At 60.7% G+C, this 16,440-nt stretch carries 15 protein-coding genes; 2 read left to right on the forward strand and 13 right to left on the reverse strand.

Going from position 1 to position 16,440, the window contains the following annotated elements; genetic code table 11:
• Positions 1–272: 272 nt before the first annotated feature.
• The 4 genes from CDQ92_RS06520 to CDQ92_RS06535 form a co-directional block, all read right to left on the reverse strand.
• Positions 273–581 carry a type II toxin -antitoxin system TacA 1-like antitoxin gene (locus CDQ92_RS06520; RefSeq protein ID WP_088440631.1) on the reverse strand — a complete coding sequence of 103 codons (309 nt, stop codon included), beginning with the start codon at positions 579–581 and terminating at the stop codon, positions 273–275.
• A 425-nt stretch (positions 582–1,006) separates the two neighbouring features.
• Entirely contained in the window at positions 1,007–1,366 is a 360-nt protein-coding gene (locus CDQ92_RS06525) for a VOC family protein (RefSeq protein ID WP_088440632.1), read from the reverse strand.
• Positions 1,356–1,904: an XRE family transcriptional regulator gene (locus CDQ92_RS06530; RefSeq protein ID WP_088440633.1), complete on the reverse strand. Its 549-nt coding sequence runs from the start codon at positions 1,902–1,904 to the stop codon at positions 1,356–1,358. The genes CDQ92_RS06525 and CDQ92_RS06530 overlap by 11 nt, the downstream gene beginning before the upstream one ends.
• Positions 1,905–2,046: 142 nt before the next feature.
• Positions 2,047–2,250 (reverse strand): hypothetical protein, encoded by a 204-nt coding sequence (locus CDQ92_RS06535; RefSeq protein ID WP_144035692.1) that lies wholly within the window; start codon positions 2,248–2,250, stop codon positions 2,047–2,049.
• Between the two features lie 287 nt (positions 2,251–2,537).
• Here CDQ92_RS06535 and CDQ92_RS20745 point away from each other — a divergent pair, with 287 nt between their 5' ends.
• Positions 2,538–2,792: a hypothetical protein gene (locus tag CDQ92_RS20745; RefSeq protein WP_144035693.1), complete on the forward strand. Its 255-nt coding sequence runs from the start codon at positions 2,538–2,540 to the stop codon at positions 2,790–2,792.
• Between the two features lie 368 nt (positions 2,793–3,160).
• Here CDQ92_RS20745 and CDQ92_RS06540 read toward each other — a convergent pair whose 3' ends face one another.
• The 6 genes from CDQ92_RS06540 to CDQ92_RS06565 form a co-directional block, all read right to left on the reverse strand.
• Entirely contained in the window at positions 3,161–4,366 is a 1,206-nt protein-coding gene (locus tag CDQ92_RS06540; protein WP_088440635.1) for an acetyl-CoA acetyltransferase, read from the reverse strand.
• Positions 4,367–4,379: 13 nt separating this feature from the next.
• A complete protein-coding gene (locus CDQ92_RS06545) occupies positions 4,380–5,819 on the reverse strand; it encodes a 3-oxoacyl-[acyl-carrier-protein] synthase III C-terminal domain-containing protein (RefSeq protein WP_088440636.1) in 1,440 nt (479 codons plus the stop codon).
• Positions 5,816–6,652, reverse strand: coding sequence for a MaoC family dehydratase (locus CDQ92_RS06550; protein ID WP_088440637.1), 837 nt, complete (start codon positions 6,650–6,652; stop codon positions 5,816–5,818). The genes CDQ92_RS06545 and CDQ92_RS06550 overlap by 4 nt, the downstream gene beginning before the upstream one ends.
• Complete coding sequence (locus CDQ92_RS06555) at positions 6,652–7,566, reverse strand: SDR family NAD(P)-dependent oxidoreductase (protein WP_088440638.1); 915 nt, start codon at positions 7,564–7,566, stop codon at positions 6,652–6,654. The genes CDQ92_RS06550 and CDQ92_RS06555 overlap by 1 nt, the downstream gene beginning before the upstream one ends.
• A gap of 81 nt (positions 7,567–7,647) precedes the next feature.
• A complete protein-coding gene (locus tag CDQ92_RS06560) occupies positions 7,648–8,958 on the reverse strand; it encodes an acyl-CoA dehydrogenase family protein (protein ID WP_088440639.1) in 1,311 nt (436 codons plus the stop codon).
• A 91-nt stretch (positions 8,959–9,049) separates the two neighbouring features.
• Entirely contained in the window at positions 9,050–11,533 is a 2,484-nt protein-coding gene (locus CDQ92_RS06565) for a TonB-dependent receptor (protein ID WP_158213774.1), read from the reverse strand.
• 138 nt (positions 11,534–11,671) lie between these two features.
• Between CDQ92_RS06565 and CDQ92_RS06570 the strand changes: the two genes are divergently transcribed.
• Positions 11,672–12,151, forward strand: coding sequence for a DUF4286 family protein (locus tag CDQ92_RS06570; RefSeq protein ID WP_088440641.1), 480 nt, complete (start codon positions 11,672–11,674; stop codon positions 12,149–12,151).
• 53 nt (positions 12,152–12,204) lie between these two features.
• Here CDQ92_RS06570 and CDQ92_RS06575 read toward each other — a convergent pair whose 3' ends face one another.
• The 3 genes from CDQ92_RS06575 to CDQ92_RS06585 form a co-directional block, all read right to left on the reverse strand.
• Positions 12,205–13,299, reverse strand: a complete 1,095-nt coding sequence (locus CDQ92_RS06575; RefSeq protein ID WP_088440642.1) for a zinc-dependent alcohol dehydrogenase — start codon at positions 13,297–13,299, stop codon at positions 12,205–12,207.
• 31 nt (positions 13,300–13,330) lie between these two features.
• Positions 13,331–14,944 carry an AMP-binding protein gene (locus CDQ92_RS06580; RefSeq protein ID WP_088440643.1) on the reverse strand — a complete coding sequence of 538 codons (1,614 nt, stop codon included), beginning with the start codon at positions 14,942–14,944 and terminating at the stop codon, positions 13,331–13,333.
• Positions 14,945–15,118: 174 nt separating this feature from the next.
• Entirely contained in the window at positions 15,119–16,414 is a 1,296-nt protein-coding gene (locus CDQ92_RS06585; protein WP_088440644.1) for an amidohydrolase family protein, read from the reverse strand.
• Positions 16,415–16,440 lie beyond the last annotated feature (26 nt).

Raw genomic sequence — 16,440 nt, forward strand, 5'->3', positions numbered from 1 at the left:
ATATCGGGCGTCCCGGTCCATGGCCCAGTTACCCCACCGCACCGGCCTCATATCCGGTTCCTGTTCGTCAGCTCCGAGCTTTGCCTCCGGCTTCCTCCCCACCTCGCCTCGCGACGACGCAGTTGCCCTTGGCTAGCGGTTCCGTTCAGCCGGCCCGCAGAGGACTTGCACCTCCAACATCAACGCCATGCCTGGCACACCAGGAACAGGCGCTGCGGTCACGCAACGCCTTTTCGAACTTGGCCATCGTAGTGGTCGGCAGATCGGCCGCCCTATTCGGCATCCCTGAAGATATCCTTCGTGACCTTCGCCGCACGCGTAAGATTGGGCACCTTCTTGCCCGGAGCCTCGATCGCAGCCCTGAAAGCCTCGAATGTCTCAACCGGCAAACTCGACAGGGTCATGCGCTGCTTGACTTCCTGCGCACGAATGATGGCAGCCTGGCGAATAAAGTCTGCCTCCTGAAGGCCAGTCGCTGCAGCAGCCGCCCTGATCCGCTCCTCGTCGGCGCGGTGCATCCGCACTTCCTTCCGCGCCTCCATCTTACCCGGCGTCGAGGCGACTGATTCCAGTGCAAACATGCCAATTCCATTCCGTTAATTATGGACGGTCAATCGCCGTACATATCAATTGGATTAGAGCGCCGGATACGCGATCCAAAATAGCTTTCACCAGGCATCCGTTTTCTTGAACTCTCCAGTGGTCAAATACTCACCGCGAGGCCGCTATTCGACGATGATAACTTGATCGACATTGCGGCTCGAAAAGCCGCTTCAGGCTGGCACAGCCAACGAAGGTCGACCGGACAACCTTCACCATATGGTTTCTTGGTCGGCGATACTTTCACAGGTTTACTTCATTCTCCCATCCTAGCGAGCATTTCGAACGCTTCGGCTGGCGCTACACTGAGGAAACGACCTTTTTTGATCCGCTCGACACAAGTTCGCGTTGTTCGATTACCCTTCACCCTGCTCGACATGGGCACAGCCGCATGGGCGCGTACTCGCTATCGAGCCGTCGACTCCAATTCGGTCAGATCGATGATATGGCCTTCGGGATCTTCGATGGTAGCGCAGCGACCCCATTGCGTCATTCGTGGTCCGCGCACTAGGCGGCCGGCTCCGCCGGCGAGCGCCCGGCAGTGTTCATCGAGCTCGGCAACGGCGAACCCGAGCCTGAGCCCTCCCGTATGCGCGCTCTTTTCACTGCATGGATAGATTTCCAGAACGGCGCGTCCCGTATCGGACGCCATGTGAACCGGACCCGAGCCATGTTTCTCCGCTACGAAGCGTAGTCCGAACTGGGCGTAAAAGGCCGCGAGACCTTTCGGATCATGCGCGCGAAGAACGAGAAGATTAAGCTGCATGCCGCACTCTCGCAATCCGGCGCACAGGATCGACTGGTTCGATCGGCGCTTCAAAGGATGCAAAACGGGCGCGCAATTCCAACGTCCCTCCCATTGCTGCGAGGAAGTCCATCAATGTGCTGATCTTCATGTCCGCGCCATTTTCGATCTTGGATATGCGCGCCTGATCGAGATTCAGTGCTTTGGCCACATCATCCTGGGTTTCGCCAAGAAGATGTCGGAGTTCTTTCAGTCCGAGCGCATGAAATTTCGCATCCTTCCGCCATTGCGCAGCCAATTGCAGAACCCGCGCCCCGGCCTCGGCCGCCTTTCGATAGATTTCCTGCGGCCGCCCGCCAAAGCCGTTCTCGCGAACATAAAGTCCAAAGCCTAGCGATTTCTGCCAAAGGACATTGCTATGCATTCCATCGATCTCGAGATCGATCCACCATTCGCCTTCCGGTTTTGAAGGAGCATCGACCTCAACCGCGGCAGCGGCCTCGGATCGAAGCGCGTCAATAAATTCGACAATGTCCTTGGGAAGAGCTGGGTGGGTCATAGCTCGATACTCCTCTGGCCGCTGTCAGCCTTGTCCAACAGAATGTTGTTCTTCAAATCGCAGATCAGGATCCCCCGCTGTCGCTGATGAAGCTATTATGCCCCTTGCTGCGATAGCGCCGCAGATCCGCCCGCCCAGGAACCTAGCGCTCGGCGTCCGTCCGCGGCGGATACATACGCCCGTCGTCAAAGGGGTAGCCGGCGTCGAATGCGATGCCCGAAAGTTCGTCCTCGACCTCGATCAGGACGCGGCCGAGAAGCGCAAAGGCCTCGTCCGCCGATCCGCACGCCGGTGCCGCCAGTAAGCGACGGAAAAATTCGTCAAGGCGTTGGGCTATCGATTTCATGTTAAAAACGACATATGTCATTTATGACATGCTTGCAAGGGCATTGAGACGTCCACTATACCGTGGTCAGGGGGATCAGAGGACTATATTTCATCTTAGCGTGGACTCTCGACAATATGATCGCCGAAACAACCGGGCACCTTTTTCATTTCTCCAAGTACGCGAAGCTGGCACGTTCGGTACGGCCTCGCTAGCGCGATTAGGCCGCTATCGTCGGGAAATTGAGAGGAAAACGATCGCAGTCCGCCCTTCTCCATGACTGCAATCGACGATTTGCAGAATTCCGATTGATCGCTAGCAACTGTGTCCATGCCAATTTTTCGGCAAATCGTCATGGACTTGGCTTCATTCCGCAACGCCCGGGCCTCTCTACAAATTTATCGGAGCAGTGTTTTATGAGGAGATTATGCGTCGCGGCTTCCGCAATGGCTTTGGCACTTCCTTGTGATGCGACCGCTCAGGCGTTCGGTGTCGATCTCGGCGAGAATATTCAAAAACTTGAAACCAAAGTTATAGCGCCGGATGCCATCGGAAAAAGATAGGCAATACACCGCATTTTTCTGCGGCTTTCAAAGACAATGTCGGACGATGTCGGATGAAATCTTGGAGCGGGTAGCGGGAATCCAAGGTTTTCGTTAGCCTTTGGGTTTATTTAGCTTTATTTTTCCTACCCGATGGCGTGGCCCCCAAACTGGCCCCCACCTGCTTTCGTGTCACGGGTTCGGTTCCCAAAGTGGGAATGCTTGACCGACGCAATTCGCAATCTGCCGCGCACAGCATCCTAGATTCTGTAAGGATTCTTATCAAGTTAGAATTCCAAAACCTTTCGCTCCTCAACAAACGCCGTCGGCTCGCGTAAGCGCCTTCCGCTCCATGCCCGCGAAGTCTTTTTTCCTTTTTGCCATCGCACCTAGGCGTCAGCCCGGCCGATGATCGCGATCGACGACACATTCTGGTTCGGCATCCCGCCGAGATTGTGGCTGAGCGCGAACACCGGGCTGTCCTGTCGCTGCCGCTCGCCGGCGCGGCCCAGTATTTGGAGGTAATTCTCGTAGATCATCCGCAGTCCCGACGCGCCGATCGGGTGGCCGAAGCATTTCAGCCCGCCGTCGATCTGGCATGGGATGGGGCCGTCGGCGTCGTAAAAGCCGTCGAGCACGTCGCGCCAGCCTTCGCCTTCCTTGGAGATGTGCAGATCCTCCATCGTCACCAACTCGGTGACCGAGAAACAGTCATGCACCTCGATCAGGCTCAGCTGCGCGCGCGGATCGGTGATCCCCGCCTCGTCATAGGCCTTGGTCGCGGCGACGCGCGTGGTGTGGAAATAGCTGCCGTTCCACCCCTGCGCCTGCATTTCCCAGCCGTTCGACGTCGCGAGCTGGAGTGCCTTGACCGTGACGATGTCGGTTTTGCCGAGCGCGCGCGCGATTTCGGGCGTGGTGACGATCGCGCACGCCGCGCCGTCGCTGACGCCGCAGCAGTCGAACAGCCCCAGCGGTTCGGCGATCATCGGCGCGTTCAGCACCTGATCCATCGTCACCGCCTTTTGCAGATGCGCCTTGGGATTTTTCGCGCCATTGGCGTGGCTCTTGACCGAAACATGCGCCATCGCGCGCTTCAGGTCGTCCTTGCCGACGCCGTGGACGCCGCGATAGGCGCTCGCAAGCTGGGCGAAATTGCCCGGCGCCGACCCCGTGATGCCGACCATGTCGTGCGTCGTCCCGCGCGTGCGGACCGGCAGCCCGCCATAGCCGGTGTCCTTGAGCTTCTCCGCCCCCATCGCGAGCGCGATATCGCACGCGCCCGAGGCGACCGCATAGACCGCGCCGCGAAAGCTCTCGGTCCCGCTCGCGCAATAATTCTCGACCTTGGTGACGCCGATGTCGGGCAGGCGCAGCGCCACCGCGAGCGGGATGCCGCTCGGCCCGATATTCTGCGCGTCGAATGCGGCGCCGAGCCACGCGGCGTCGATCTGGCTCGCCTCGATCCCGGCGTCGGCCATCGCCTCCTCATAGGCCTCGAGCATCAGCTGATCCTCGTCCTTGTCCCAGCGTTCGCCGAACTTGGCACAGCCCATGCCCAGAATGGCGACCTTGTCGCGGATACCCTTGGCCATCTTCAATCTCCTGTCAGAAAGCCGGCGCGGCCTTCCAGAAATACCGCCGGAAACCGCGATTCTCGTCGAACGCCTTGATGCGGAACATCATCCGCAGATCGGCGCCGACATCCAGCGCGTCACCCGCGAAATCGGTGAATTCGGTCATCATCCGTCCGCCGCCGACAAAGTCGATATTGCCATAATAGCTCGGCGGGTCTGGCGAATAGGTCAGCGCGTCGGCGGTCCAGGTCATCACCTTCGCCGGCACCTCGGCGAGTGGATAATCCTCCTGCGTGCCGACGGTATGGTCGTTGGCGTTGACGCTCACCTCGCTCTTCGGGAACTGCACCGTCCCGGTCTTGGCGCAGCGCCCGCCGACGAGGCCGAGCACCGCCTTGCGATTGCGCCACAATGCGGTCAGCGCGGTCTTGCTGTCATGCTCGGCGCGCGCGCCGCGCTCGAGCTGGAGCAACCCGCGATGGAAGAGATATTTGGCGTAATTGTTCGACTCGATCCGCCGCGCCAGCCAGCCCGACACGCCGAGCCGCGGCTTCACCGATCCAATCGCGGCGGTGACCTCGAACAACAGCAGGTCGCAGCCTTGGCCGAAGCTCGCGAGCAGGATGCGTTCGCCCGCCTGGGCGCTTTCGAGCGCCGCCGCCAGCATCACCAGCGCATGCGCCGCGCCGGCATGCCCCAGGGTCGCGCCGAGCGAATCGGCGACCGCTCCCTCGCCGATGCCGGCCTTCTTGGCGAGCATTTCGGGCACGCCCCTGACCGCGACGGGGACGAGGAAATCGTCGATCGCTCCGCCCTCGAGGCCGGCCTTCTCAAGCAGCGCCGCGATCGCGGGGTTCATGATCCGCGCGAAGCCCTCGTCGCGGACCCAGCGCGCTTCCCAGTCATAGTCGTGCGCCTCGCCCGTCTCGCGAAAATGGTCGACGAAGTCCATCGTGACGCTGTGGCTCGCGATCAGCGTCGCGATCGGCGTGCCGGTGCCGACGATCACCGCCGCGGCGGCATCGCCGCTCGTCATCTCGCGCTCGGACGCAGGCTTGGGCGTCGCGATTTCCGCCGCCGTCACCAGCGTCGTCTCGTTCCCGCCAAGCGCCGCGAGCAGCGCCGAGGTTGCCGCGCGCTGCGATCCCGCAATATCGATCGCGCCGACCGCGTCGGGCAGGTTCAGCGCCTCCTTGACGATGCCGGCATTCTGGCGGTCGGCAAACGGGAGCGTGGTCGAGGCGATGGCGACGCGCTGCACGCTCGCGCGGTCGATGCCCTGGAGCGCATCGCGCGCGGCCTCGAGCGCCATGGTGACGCTGTCCTCGTCCCAATTGGCAACCGCCTTTTCCCCCTTGGCAAGCCCGCGCAGGCCGCCGGCGAACCAGCTGTTCGTCGCATGGATCGCGCTGCGCTGCAGCCGGGTGATCGGCACATAGGCGCCGAAGGACAGGATTCCGAACTCGCTCATGCCGTCTCCGCATAGCCGTTAGTGAAGATAATCTTGTCGCGCTCGACGACGCGGGCGCGGAAGGCGAGCTTGCCATCCTGTTCGTCCCAGATCGAGGTCTCGATCGTCTCGCCGGGATAGACCGGCGACGAAAAACGACCGTCGAGCCGTTTGAGGCGCACCGGGTCATTGCCGCAGCGCGCGGCGAGCAGCGCCCGCCCGATCACGCCATAGGTCGCGAGTCCGTGCAGGATCGGCGCGTCGAAGCCGCCGGCTTTGGCGACATCGGGGTCGATGTGCAGCGGGTTCAGGTCGCCCGACAGCCGATAAATTTGCGCCTGGTTCGCCGCGGTGGTCAGCGTCACGACATCATCGGGTGTCCGGTCGGGAATGGCGTGCGGCACGGGCGCACCCTCCGCCGATCCGCCAAAGCCGCCGTCGCCGCGCAGGAAGGTCATCGCGCGCGATGTCGCCAGATGCACGCCCGCGCCGTCGTGGATCTCGCGCGTCACCATCGCGAGCGCACCCTTGTCGGCGCCCTTGTCATAGAGCGCTTCGATGCGGGTCGAGCCGACGATCTCGCCCGCGACCGGCAGGGCTGCGTGGAGGATCGTCGATTGCTCGCCGTGCAATATCTTCTGCCAGTTCGCGCCCAGCGCCGGGTCGCGCCAGATGAAGCCGGGATAACCGAGCGTCACCGCCATCGTCGGCAGCGCCTGCAGCCGTTCCTCGAACAGGAAGTCGAGTTCGCTCGCCCCGATGCCGAGCGCGTAGAGGATCGTATCGCGCGGGGTCAGCACCTGCCGCGTGACGATCGGCGGCATCGAGAGCAGCTTGTCGGGGTCGATCGCCATCAGATCGGGTCGTAGCCGAAGACGTCCCCCGACCGCTCGGCCGGGTTCGCAAAGCTCCCCCGGAACGCCGGCAGCATCTCCTCGGCGATCGCCTGCGCGGTCCAGCCCTCGTTCTTCTGCATCGAGCGGATCGGCCGCGGTTTCGAAAACAGGAAAATCTCGTTCTTGCGCACCCCGAAGACCTGGTTCGACACCTCCTGCGACGCGTCGCTCGCCAGGAAGGCCACGAGCGGCGCGATCTTGTCGGCGGTCATCGTCTTCATGCGCTCGATGCGCAGCGCCTCGGCCTCGTTGGTCGCGGGGATCGTCGCGATCAACCGGCTCCACGCGAAGGGCGCGATGCAGTTCGAGCGCACCCCGGCGCGCGCCATGTCGAGCGCGATCGACTGCGAAAGCCCGACGATGCCCAGCTTCGCCGCCGAATAATTTGCCTGGCCGAAATTGCCGATCAGCCCACTCGTCGAGGTAAAGTGGATGAAGCTGCCCGACTGCTGGTCGCGAAAGTACGGCGTCGCCGCCTTCGACACGTTGAAGCAGCCGTTGAGGTGGACGTCGATCACCGCGTTCCAATCCTCATGGCTCATCTTGTGCCAGATGCGGTCGCGCAGGATGCCGGCATTGTTCACCACCGCGTCGATGCGGCCGAAGCTCTGCACCGCATCCTCGATGATGCTCGCCGCGCCCTTGGGGTCCGAGACGCTGGCGCCGTTTGCCAGCGCCTTGCCGCCGGCGGCCTTGATGTCGTTCACGGTTTCCTGCGCGGGGGAGATGTCGGCGCCTTCGCCGTCGGCGCTGCCGCCTAGATCGTTGACGACGACCGATGCGCCTTCCTTGGCGCACAGCAGCGCGATCTCGCGGCCGACGCCGCGCCCCGCCCCGGTCACCGCGACCACCCGTTCGCTCAACAAACCCATCACTCATCGCTCCTTATTCGGACCATCGAAGACCAGCTCGCGATGATCAGGCCAAACTGGCGGGGTGCGTCGTCCCACCGTCTACTTCCAGAGATAATTTTCGGACGAGGGGTTAAGATGGGCAAACCGGCTTCGGACCTCGTTCAGCGGCAAGACGTCTGCCACGCCCCCGGTTCTCGAAGCGTCCACTTGGAGCTGCCGCTTAATTTCCAGGCGCGCGATTTGGTTGCGATGCACCTCGTCGGGCCCGTCCGCCAACCGCAGCAGACGCGCATTGGCATAGGCGGCCGTCAGCAAATGGTCATTACTCGTCCCACCGCCGCCAAACATCTGGATCGCCCAATCGACGATCGTGCAGGCCGCATTGGGCGCCGCAACCTTGATCATCGCGATTTCAGCTTTCGCTTCCTTGTTGCCGACCGTGTCCATCAGATGGGCCGCGCGCAAAGTCAGGAGCCGCGTCTGTTCGATCAGGATACGTGCGTCGGCGATCCTCTCGAGCGTCACGCCCTGCTGCGCCAGGGGCATCCCGAACGGCACGCGAACCGTAGCGCGCCGACACATGCGCTCCAATATGCGCTCGCACATTCCGATCAGGCGCATGCAGTGGTGAATACGGCCTGGCCCGAGCCGCCCTTGCGCGATCTCGAATCCTCGGCCTTCGCCAAGCAGAATATTGTCGGCAGGGACGCGGACATTGTCGAATACGACCTCGGCCGCGCGGTCGGGTACGCCGTAAAAGCCGAAAACCGGCAACGGACGAACGACATCTACGCCGGGCGCCGATTTGGGGACGAGGATCATCGATTGCTGGCGATGGCGGTCGGCGCCCTCGGGATCGGTCTTGCCCATGAAAATGATGATTTCGCAGCGCGGGTCGGTCGCGCCAGTCGTGTACCATTTACGCCCGTTTATTATATAATCATCGCCATCTCGTATGATCGAACTGCCGATATTGGTCGCGTCCGACGACGCGACTGCCGGTTCGGTCATCGCGAAGGAGGACCGGATTTCTCCGGCCATCAACGGCGCCAGCCAGCGCGCCTTTTGAGCCTCGGTTCCGTAGCGAAGGATCGTTTCCATGTTGCCCGTATCGGGGGCGGAGCAATTGAAAACTTCCGGCGCCATGAGCGAGCGCCCCATGACTTCACAAAGCGACGCATATTCGAGATTGCCGAGCGGGACGCCCGTATCCCCTGCCCCGTGCCAGAGATTCCATAAGCCTTGGCGGCGCGCGACGAGCTTGAGTTCCTCGATAATCGGAAAGACCGCCCACGGCCCCAGCGTCTCGGACTGCCGGTAAAATTCGGCCTCGCTGGGGTAGATGTGGGTGGCCATGAAATCCTCAAGATCGGATTTCAGCGCGCGGACACGGTCAGACATCTCGTACATTAAAATTCCTCAGCGGGGGCTCGTCGGGCGATATAAAAAAGGGCGGCTGCCCATCGCCAGCCGCCCTCAGTCAAGCCCCCTGGCTTAAAGCTTACTTGCCACCGAACGCGATCCGCACTTCGACCCCGACAGTCCGCGGCTCGCCGAGAAACGCGAGGTTGTATCCAAGGCTGCCATCGAAATCGAGCGCGTTGGTCCGATAGGTTTTGTCGAGAAGATTCTTGCCCCACAGCGCGATCTCCACGTTCGGCTCGCTGTTCAGCGAATAGGCGAGGCGTCCTTCGAGAAGGCCGTAGGCCTTCTGGCTTGTCGTCGCCTGATCCAAGGCCTGGCCGCGAAAAAACACATCGTCTTGCCACCGCCAAGCCGCGTAAAGGCTGAGATCTCCATTACCGAGCGGAGTACTGTATTTTCCGCTAACGGTATATTGCCACTCGGGCACCGGAAACGGCTCGTTGGAACGGTCGTTACCATTCGCCTCCACGAAGCGGGTATATTCGGTATGCGTCCAGGCGCCGCTCGCGTTGAGGGTCAACTCCGGGGTCGGCTGCCACGTGAGTTCGGCCTCGCCTCCGTAGATTTTTCCCTTGGCCGCGTTGTTGATCACGGTCACGATCGTGTTGTTGACGACGATCAGGCTGCTCTTTTGGATATCGCTGTAGTCAGTGTAATAGCCTGCCAGGTTGAGCCGCACCTTGCGGTCGAAGAGGTCTCCCTTGAAGCCGATTTCATAGTCAGTTGCGGTCTCGGGATCGAACGCAATATAGGGGTTGGCGCCGCCGCTGCTACCGCCGCGCACATTAAAGCCTCCGCCGCGGAAGCTGCTCGAGGTCTTGGCGTAAAGCAGAATGTCCGGCGTTGCCTGCCAGTCGATACTTGCAAGGTAGGAAGGCTTCTTCGAGCTAAGATCGAAGGGCGCAGAGCAAATCGCCGGGTCGGGCCGGACAACGATCGGCACCACGCATCCAAGCGCGTTGGCGCTGCGGATGTCTACGTCTTGGGTAACCTTGGTGTAGCGGAAACCACCGGTGACCTTGAGCGTGTCGGTGAGCGCGTAATTCGCTTGCGCAAATCCTGCATAGCTTTCGTTGGTGACGTAATAGTTCGCAAAGCTCGGGCTCGCAGGATTGATCAATCCGAGTTGCTTTGTCTGGCTTCCCTCCCACCCATGTTCGTGGCTGTAAAAACCGCCGGCGATGAGTTCGAGATTGCCGATGCTGGCAAGAAGCTGCACTTCCTGCGTGAACTGGTCCGAATAGACGAAATTACGCGGCCGCACGATTTCGAACCGCGACTGATCATAGTCCTGCTGGTCGTTTCGCGCCGTGTTGCGATAACCGGTGATTGAACGAAGCGTCACATCACCAAGGTCGAGGCTGACATCTCCCGAGAAGCCGTAAATTTCAAGATAAGCAAATACCCGCTCGACGCCTTTGGTGTCGTATCGATTTCCAGCCGGGAACATGTCAGCCTGGAGAAGATTATAAGCGGTTGTATAATTCGCTACGGTCCGGGTTAGCCCGAGTTGTGCGACCGCCTGATTAAGCGCCGAAGCAAGACCGTTGAGCGGCGCTCCCGATGGGCTGAACGCGAGCGGATTGAGGCGCGTTACGCGCGAAACCGAGCCGTTCGAGGTCAGCTTGCTATAATCGGCGGTCAAAAAGACACTGAGATTCTCGGTCGGCTCGGCGAGAACAGACAGCCGGGCGGCGCGGTCATATTGGTCGCCTAGCTTCTGGCCGATCGCATTGCGGCCATAGCCGTCCTTGGTGGCGATCTGGCCGGCAAAGCGGACACCGAGTACGCCATCGATGAGCGGCGCGCCCACCGCGGCCGTCAGTTGCATTGTGCCGAGATTGCCCGCCGAGCCCTGGAAATAACCACCAGCCTCCGACAAGTCGGGCCGTTTTGTCCGGAGCAATAGTGCGCCGCCGGTGGTATTCTTGCCGAACAGCGTGCCCTGCGGTCCTTTAAGAACCTGTACCTGATCGACATCGAGAAAAGCCGAACGCAAGCCGATCTGGCGCGGTAGATTGATTTCGTTGAGATAGACCGCCACCGACGGATCGGTCACCAGAAGTGAATCCGCCTGCGTCTGGCCACGTATCGCGATATTCGCCGTGCTCGGACCGCCATTCCCGGTCGTGATCGACATGGCCGGCGCGAGCCCCTGCAGATCCTTGATGCCGCGAACCGACGAATCCGTCAGCTGCTCGGTGCCCACCACGGTTATCGCAAGTGGAACCTTCTGTACACTTTCCGAAACGCGCCGCGCCGTAACGACAATATCTTCGACGCCTCCGCTCTGGGGCCGATCGTCGGTCGCAGCATCCTGCGTCGCTGGCTCCTGCCCGTCCGCCTGAAAGGCGAAACCGGGCGTCGAAACCGACAGCGCCGAGACCGACGCTGCAAGCAGCAACAATTTGGATGTTCTCATGATCCTCTCCTCCCAGATTATATTTATTTCCGGGTTGCAGTTTAAAGCTTTTCGTCGGCGGCCAGTCCTGACTGGATACGGGCCTTTGTGTTCGCCGCTGCCTCCCATTGGCCGGAATAATCCCGGCACCAGCGTCATATATTGAATGACCGTCACAATCACAAACGCCGATACGGCTCCATTTATGCGCTTCGTTCCGCGCAATTGCGCAGACCGCATTGATCGACAGCAGGCTCGCTGCCTCAGGGCATTGATTGCGATCCTCTTTCACTTAAAATGTACGCGCTGCTCGCCAAGAGCCTCCAGCAAGGCAAAAGAGATGGGATCGCATCTGCTTTCGAGATGCGACCCTTCAAGCGCAGCTCGGCATCGGATCGGCGAGTCGCCACTGCAAGGATAGATCTCATGACGAAACAACTCTTCATGATCATTACCGAGGCACCCTCCGCTGAAGAAGAAGCGGCCTTCGAAACATGGTACGTCGATCGCCACATGCCTGACGTTCTCGCGGTACCCGGCTTCACGGCAGCGCAGCGCTTCAGGCTCGCGCCCGGGCCGGACGAAGACAATGCACCAGCAAGATTCCTGACGATCTACGAAATGGAAACCGACGATCGGGCGGCGGTCATGGCCGAAGTGCGTCGCCGCGCGGGCACTCCAAAAATGCCGCTTTATCCCGGTGAACGGAAATCTCCTGCGGCGACAATGTTTGCCGAAGCCGTTACGGCCCGGATGGCGGCGCCAGAGCGGGAGTAGCCGTTGCGATCAATCGACCGCGACCGGCACAAATGCACGATGAGGATAGCCCGTCAGGCTTGGGCTAGAATGCTGACATGCAAGGCACGTTCGCCCGGAATTTCACCTGCAAGCGTCTTGATTCCCCGCTCGAGCAGATCGATCGGAAGGCTGTGCGTGTGCATGAGGCCCAGTGGCAAGCGCCCGCTTTCGATAACCCGGATTGCCTGTTGGGTTGCCCAATGACCCGAGGCAAGAACGCCGATCATCCTGATCTGCTTCATCATCAGCGTGTCGAGCGGAAACCCGTCCATGAGGCGTGAATCCTTAAGGCCGCTCAAGACAATCCGCCCCTTGTTACGCACCGCCTTGATCGCGTCGAGCACGGGTTCGAAGACATAGGGCGTCGTGTCGCATACGAGATCGACGCCGCGCCCGTTGGTAAGCTCGGCAATGCGGCCCGGTATATCTTCGTCCTCCGCGATCATCGTCACGGTCGCCCCGAGCTGGCGGGCGATGTCGAGCTTGAACGCGTCCGAGCGCAATCCCGTCACGATGATTTGCGATGCGCCCGCCTCGACCGCAGCGACGACGCACGCAAGCCCGCGTTGACCGCTGCCCAGAATGAGGACCGTCTCGCCGACTTGCAGTTCGCCATGCGCGAGGAGCCAGTCATAGCCTGCCGCGAGCGGGTTGAAGAGCAGTGCGTCTTCGATCGAGAGGCTGTCCGAAACGGGATATAATTTCGTGCGCGGCACGATCTCCATATATTGTGCGAAACCACCCCATAGGCCGCTGCGCTCGTGCAGCGATCGAAATCCATAATAGAAGCTGTCGATGCATTTGGAGTCGGCCATGCAACCGCTGCATGTCCCGCAGGGCGCGATGCCATGGACCGCGACGCGGTCCCCTTCTTTCAGGCCCCAGCGGCGCACGCCTTCGACATCGATCTTCGCAATACGGCCAACCGTCTCATGCCCCGGAATCACCGGATATGACATGATACCCGCGCGCGCCGTTCCGCCATGATACTGCTTGATGTCGCTGCCGCACATGCCGCAGCCTTCGACGGCGAGGATCGCTCCGCCAGGAGGCGGATCGACGGGAACATCGAGTTCGCGGATCTCGATATTGTTGTCGCCCACGAGGACGGCTGCCTTGGCCTTCAATGCCTGTCCCCTTCCTGCCACCGTGTCTCGCTCACCGCTTGGCGAGCTCGAAGCCTGCGTCTTCGCGATCCCAAGTCGCAGGAGTCCGGCCCTCGTCGCGCAACTGATATTTAAGAACGCGCCCGACGGGATTGCGAGGCAATTCGTCGCGAAACTCGATATAACGCGGCACCGCAAAATAGGGGACCCGGTCCGCGCACCAAGAGCACATCTCCGCCTCGGTCATCTTGCTTTCGCCATTAAGAACGATCGTGGCTTTCACATCGTCCTCGGCGCTTTCGGACAAGACCGAGTGGATTGCGACATCGACGATATCGGGGTGGCCGCGAAACGCCCGTTCGAGTTCGAAGCTCGAAATATTCTCGCCGCGTCGACGCAGATAATCCTTCTTGCGGTCGACAAAATAGAAATAGCCGTCTTCGTCGATCGAGCCGATGTCCCCGCTGTGGAGCCAGAGATTCTTCATGATCCGAAGGGTCTCTTCGGGCCGTCCCCAATAACCCTCGAACATGACGTGCGGATAGCGGGGACGAATGATGATCTCGCCGGGCGTTCCGACCGGCACGTCATTGTCTTCGTCATCGACGATCCGAACTTCGAAGCTTGGATCAACCTTGCCCGAAGAACCGGGCTTGGGAAAATCGTCGTCGTGCAAGCTTGTAACCGGACTCGCTTCGGTCAAACCGTAAACATTGCTCCCGGTGACCTTGACGCCGAAGCGCGTCCGCCACTTCTCACGGACTTCTGGCGGGAAGGGAGAGCCACGAATGGCTCGGAGTTGTCCAAAGCACCGCTTCTGCGCCTCATTGTCGGGCGCATCGGCGACGAATGCGAGCATCGATCCCAGCAGATTCGCCAGCGTTGCCCCGCTGCGTTCGATTTCGGGCCAGAAGTTGCTGACCGAAAAGCGGGGGTAAAGGACGCCGCGGCTGAACGTCATCGCCGACGCCAAGACCGTCGCGGCTAGCGCATTGAGGTGAAAGAGGGGCAGCGGCGACCAGCTGATGTCGTCCTTGGTGCGCTTGCCGTTGATGACGGCGTTGCGTGAAAGATTGCACACATAATTGTGACTGATAATGCAGCCCTTCGAGGGCCCGGTCGTACCGCCAGTGTAGATCAGCATCGAGATATCCGAATATTTGTTCGGATCGGCTACGGGATCTTCGCTTCCGAGAATGTCGTCGAAGCGCTTGAGGTTCAATCCTTCGGCCGCGAGCGGCGCGTCGCCCCGCTGGATGACGGTGTGGACCAGCGGCAGCTCGTCTTTGATTAGGGCAAGGCGATCGGCATAATCCGGCTCGACAAACACCACTTCAACACCGGCATCGGCGAATTGATGGCGCAGATACTCGCCCTTGTACGCGGCGTTTACCGGAACATAGACGGCGCCGATCTTGTTCGCTGCGAACCAAATCAAAATCGCCTCGACGCTCGTGTCGAGAAGCGTACCGACCCGGTCACCCTGCTTGACCCCGAGAGCGAGCAGACCATTGGCGAGACGGGTCGACGCAGAATCGATATCGGCATAGCTATATTGGATGCCGCTGAAATCGAGGAAAATGCGCTCTGGCGCCTCCTTAACCGCGGCGGCGAGAACGCCGGTCACCGTTTGCTGGGGGGGCTTGATCGGATCTGGGTGGGTCATTTCTCATTTCCTGCGGGCGTGCGATTAATCGCTTCTGCCTAGCGTCAGCCCGGTGCCGACAACATGGCGACACCTTTGGCTTTGCGACGCTATTTCACATAAATCGCCGCGATCGGGGTGGAGGAGAGCCATTCGGACTTCACGAGCCCGCCCCCGATCGCGGCTAAAGACTGTTCAGACGGTTGACAGCATCTTCTGCACGTCGCCCGACGTGATCGGCTTGCCGGGCTCCCACTTGGGAGCAAGGCCGCCAAGCGAGGCCTGTTCGGACGTATCGACGCCCTTGGCGGCCGCCTGGGCGCGCAATGCGCCGACCGTGCAATTTTCGCGCCCAAGCAGCGGAAATGGATCATAGCTGTAGAAGTGCATCGCATTGCCGTGCGTGATCTTGTCGATCTCGTCCTTCGAAAAATCCTTCACCCCGCGCCAGACTTCCTCGGGCGATAGCGGCCACACGCAATCTGAATGCGGGTAGTCGCATTCCCACGCGATATTATCGATGCCGATCGCGTGGCGGTTCACCAGACCAAAATTATCCTCGATAAAACAGGTCAAGAAATGGCGCCGGAAAATTTCGGTGGGCGTCAGCCCGCCGAGGTTAAGGTTCGTCCACGCGCTATGCTGCCTTACCGTAGTCTCCGCGCGCTCGAGGAAGTAGGGAACCCAGCCGATGCTGCCTTCCGACAGCGCAATCTTGAGATCGGGAAAGTCCTTCCAGAAAGACGCAAAGAGCCAGTCTGCCGCGCTGTTGGCGATCGAGATCGGCATCGAGGTGATCCACGAGCTGATTGGCGACAGGTCCGACGCGTGAGCCGCATGAGACCCGGTTCCGATATGAGCCGACAGAACGACCTTGTTATCGTTGCACAGCTCCCACAACGGCCGCCATTGCTCGTCGTGCAGGCTCGGCAGGCCGATCATTGCCGGATTGTCTGGAAAACTGCACGAATGCACGCCGAGCGCGATCATCCGCTTCATTTCGGCAAGCGTCAGGTCGATGTCCCAAAGCGGCAAAAGCGCGAGCGGAATCATGCGGCCGGGATAGGGCCCGCACCAATCCTGGACATGCCAATCATTATAGGCCTGGATCGTGGCGAGCGCGAGGCCCTTGTCGTTCTGCTTCAGAAACCGGACGCCGGCAAACCCCGGAAACTGGGGGAAGTTGATCGATCCGAGCACGCCATTCGCGTCCATATCGTCGATGCGCGCATGAATATCATACGTGCCCGCGCGCAGATGGTCGAACGACATGGGTTCCATCCCATATTCTTCCTTCGGACGGCCGACCACGGCGTTGAGTCCGAGGCCGGAGTTTTTCTTGCCCTCGATCACCCAAGCCTGACCATGTTCGGTCGTGACGACCTGCGGCTCCTGGCCCTTATATTTTGGCGAAATGTGCCGAACGAACATGTCGGGGGGTTCACAGACATGGTCGTCTACGCTCACGAGAATCATTTCGTCGATTTTCATCGGTGCCTCTCCACTTGTTTGAACAT

Source organism: Sphingopyxis bauzanensis (genome assembly GCF_002205675.1).
GTDB lineage: Bacteria > Pseudomonadota > Alphaproteobacteria > Sphingomonadales > Sphingomonadaceae > Sphingopyxis > Sphingopyxis bauzanensis.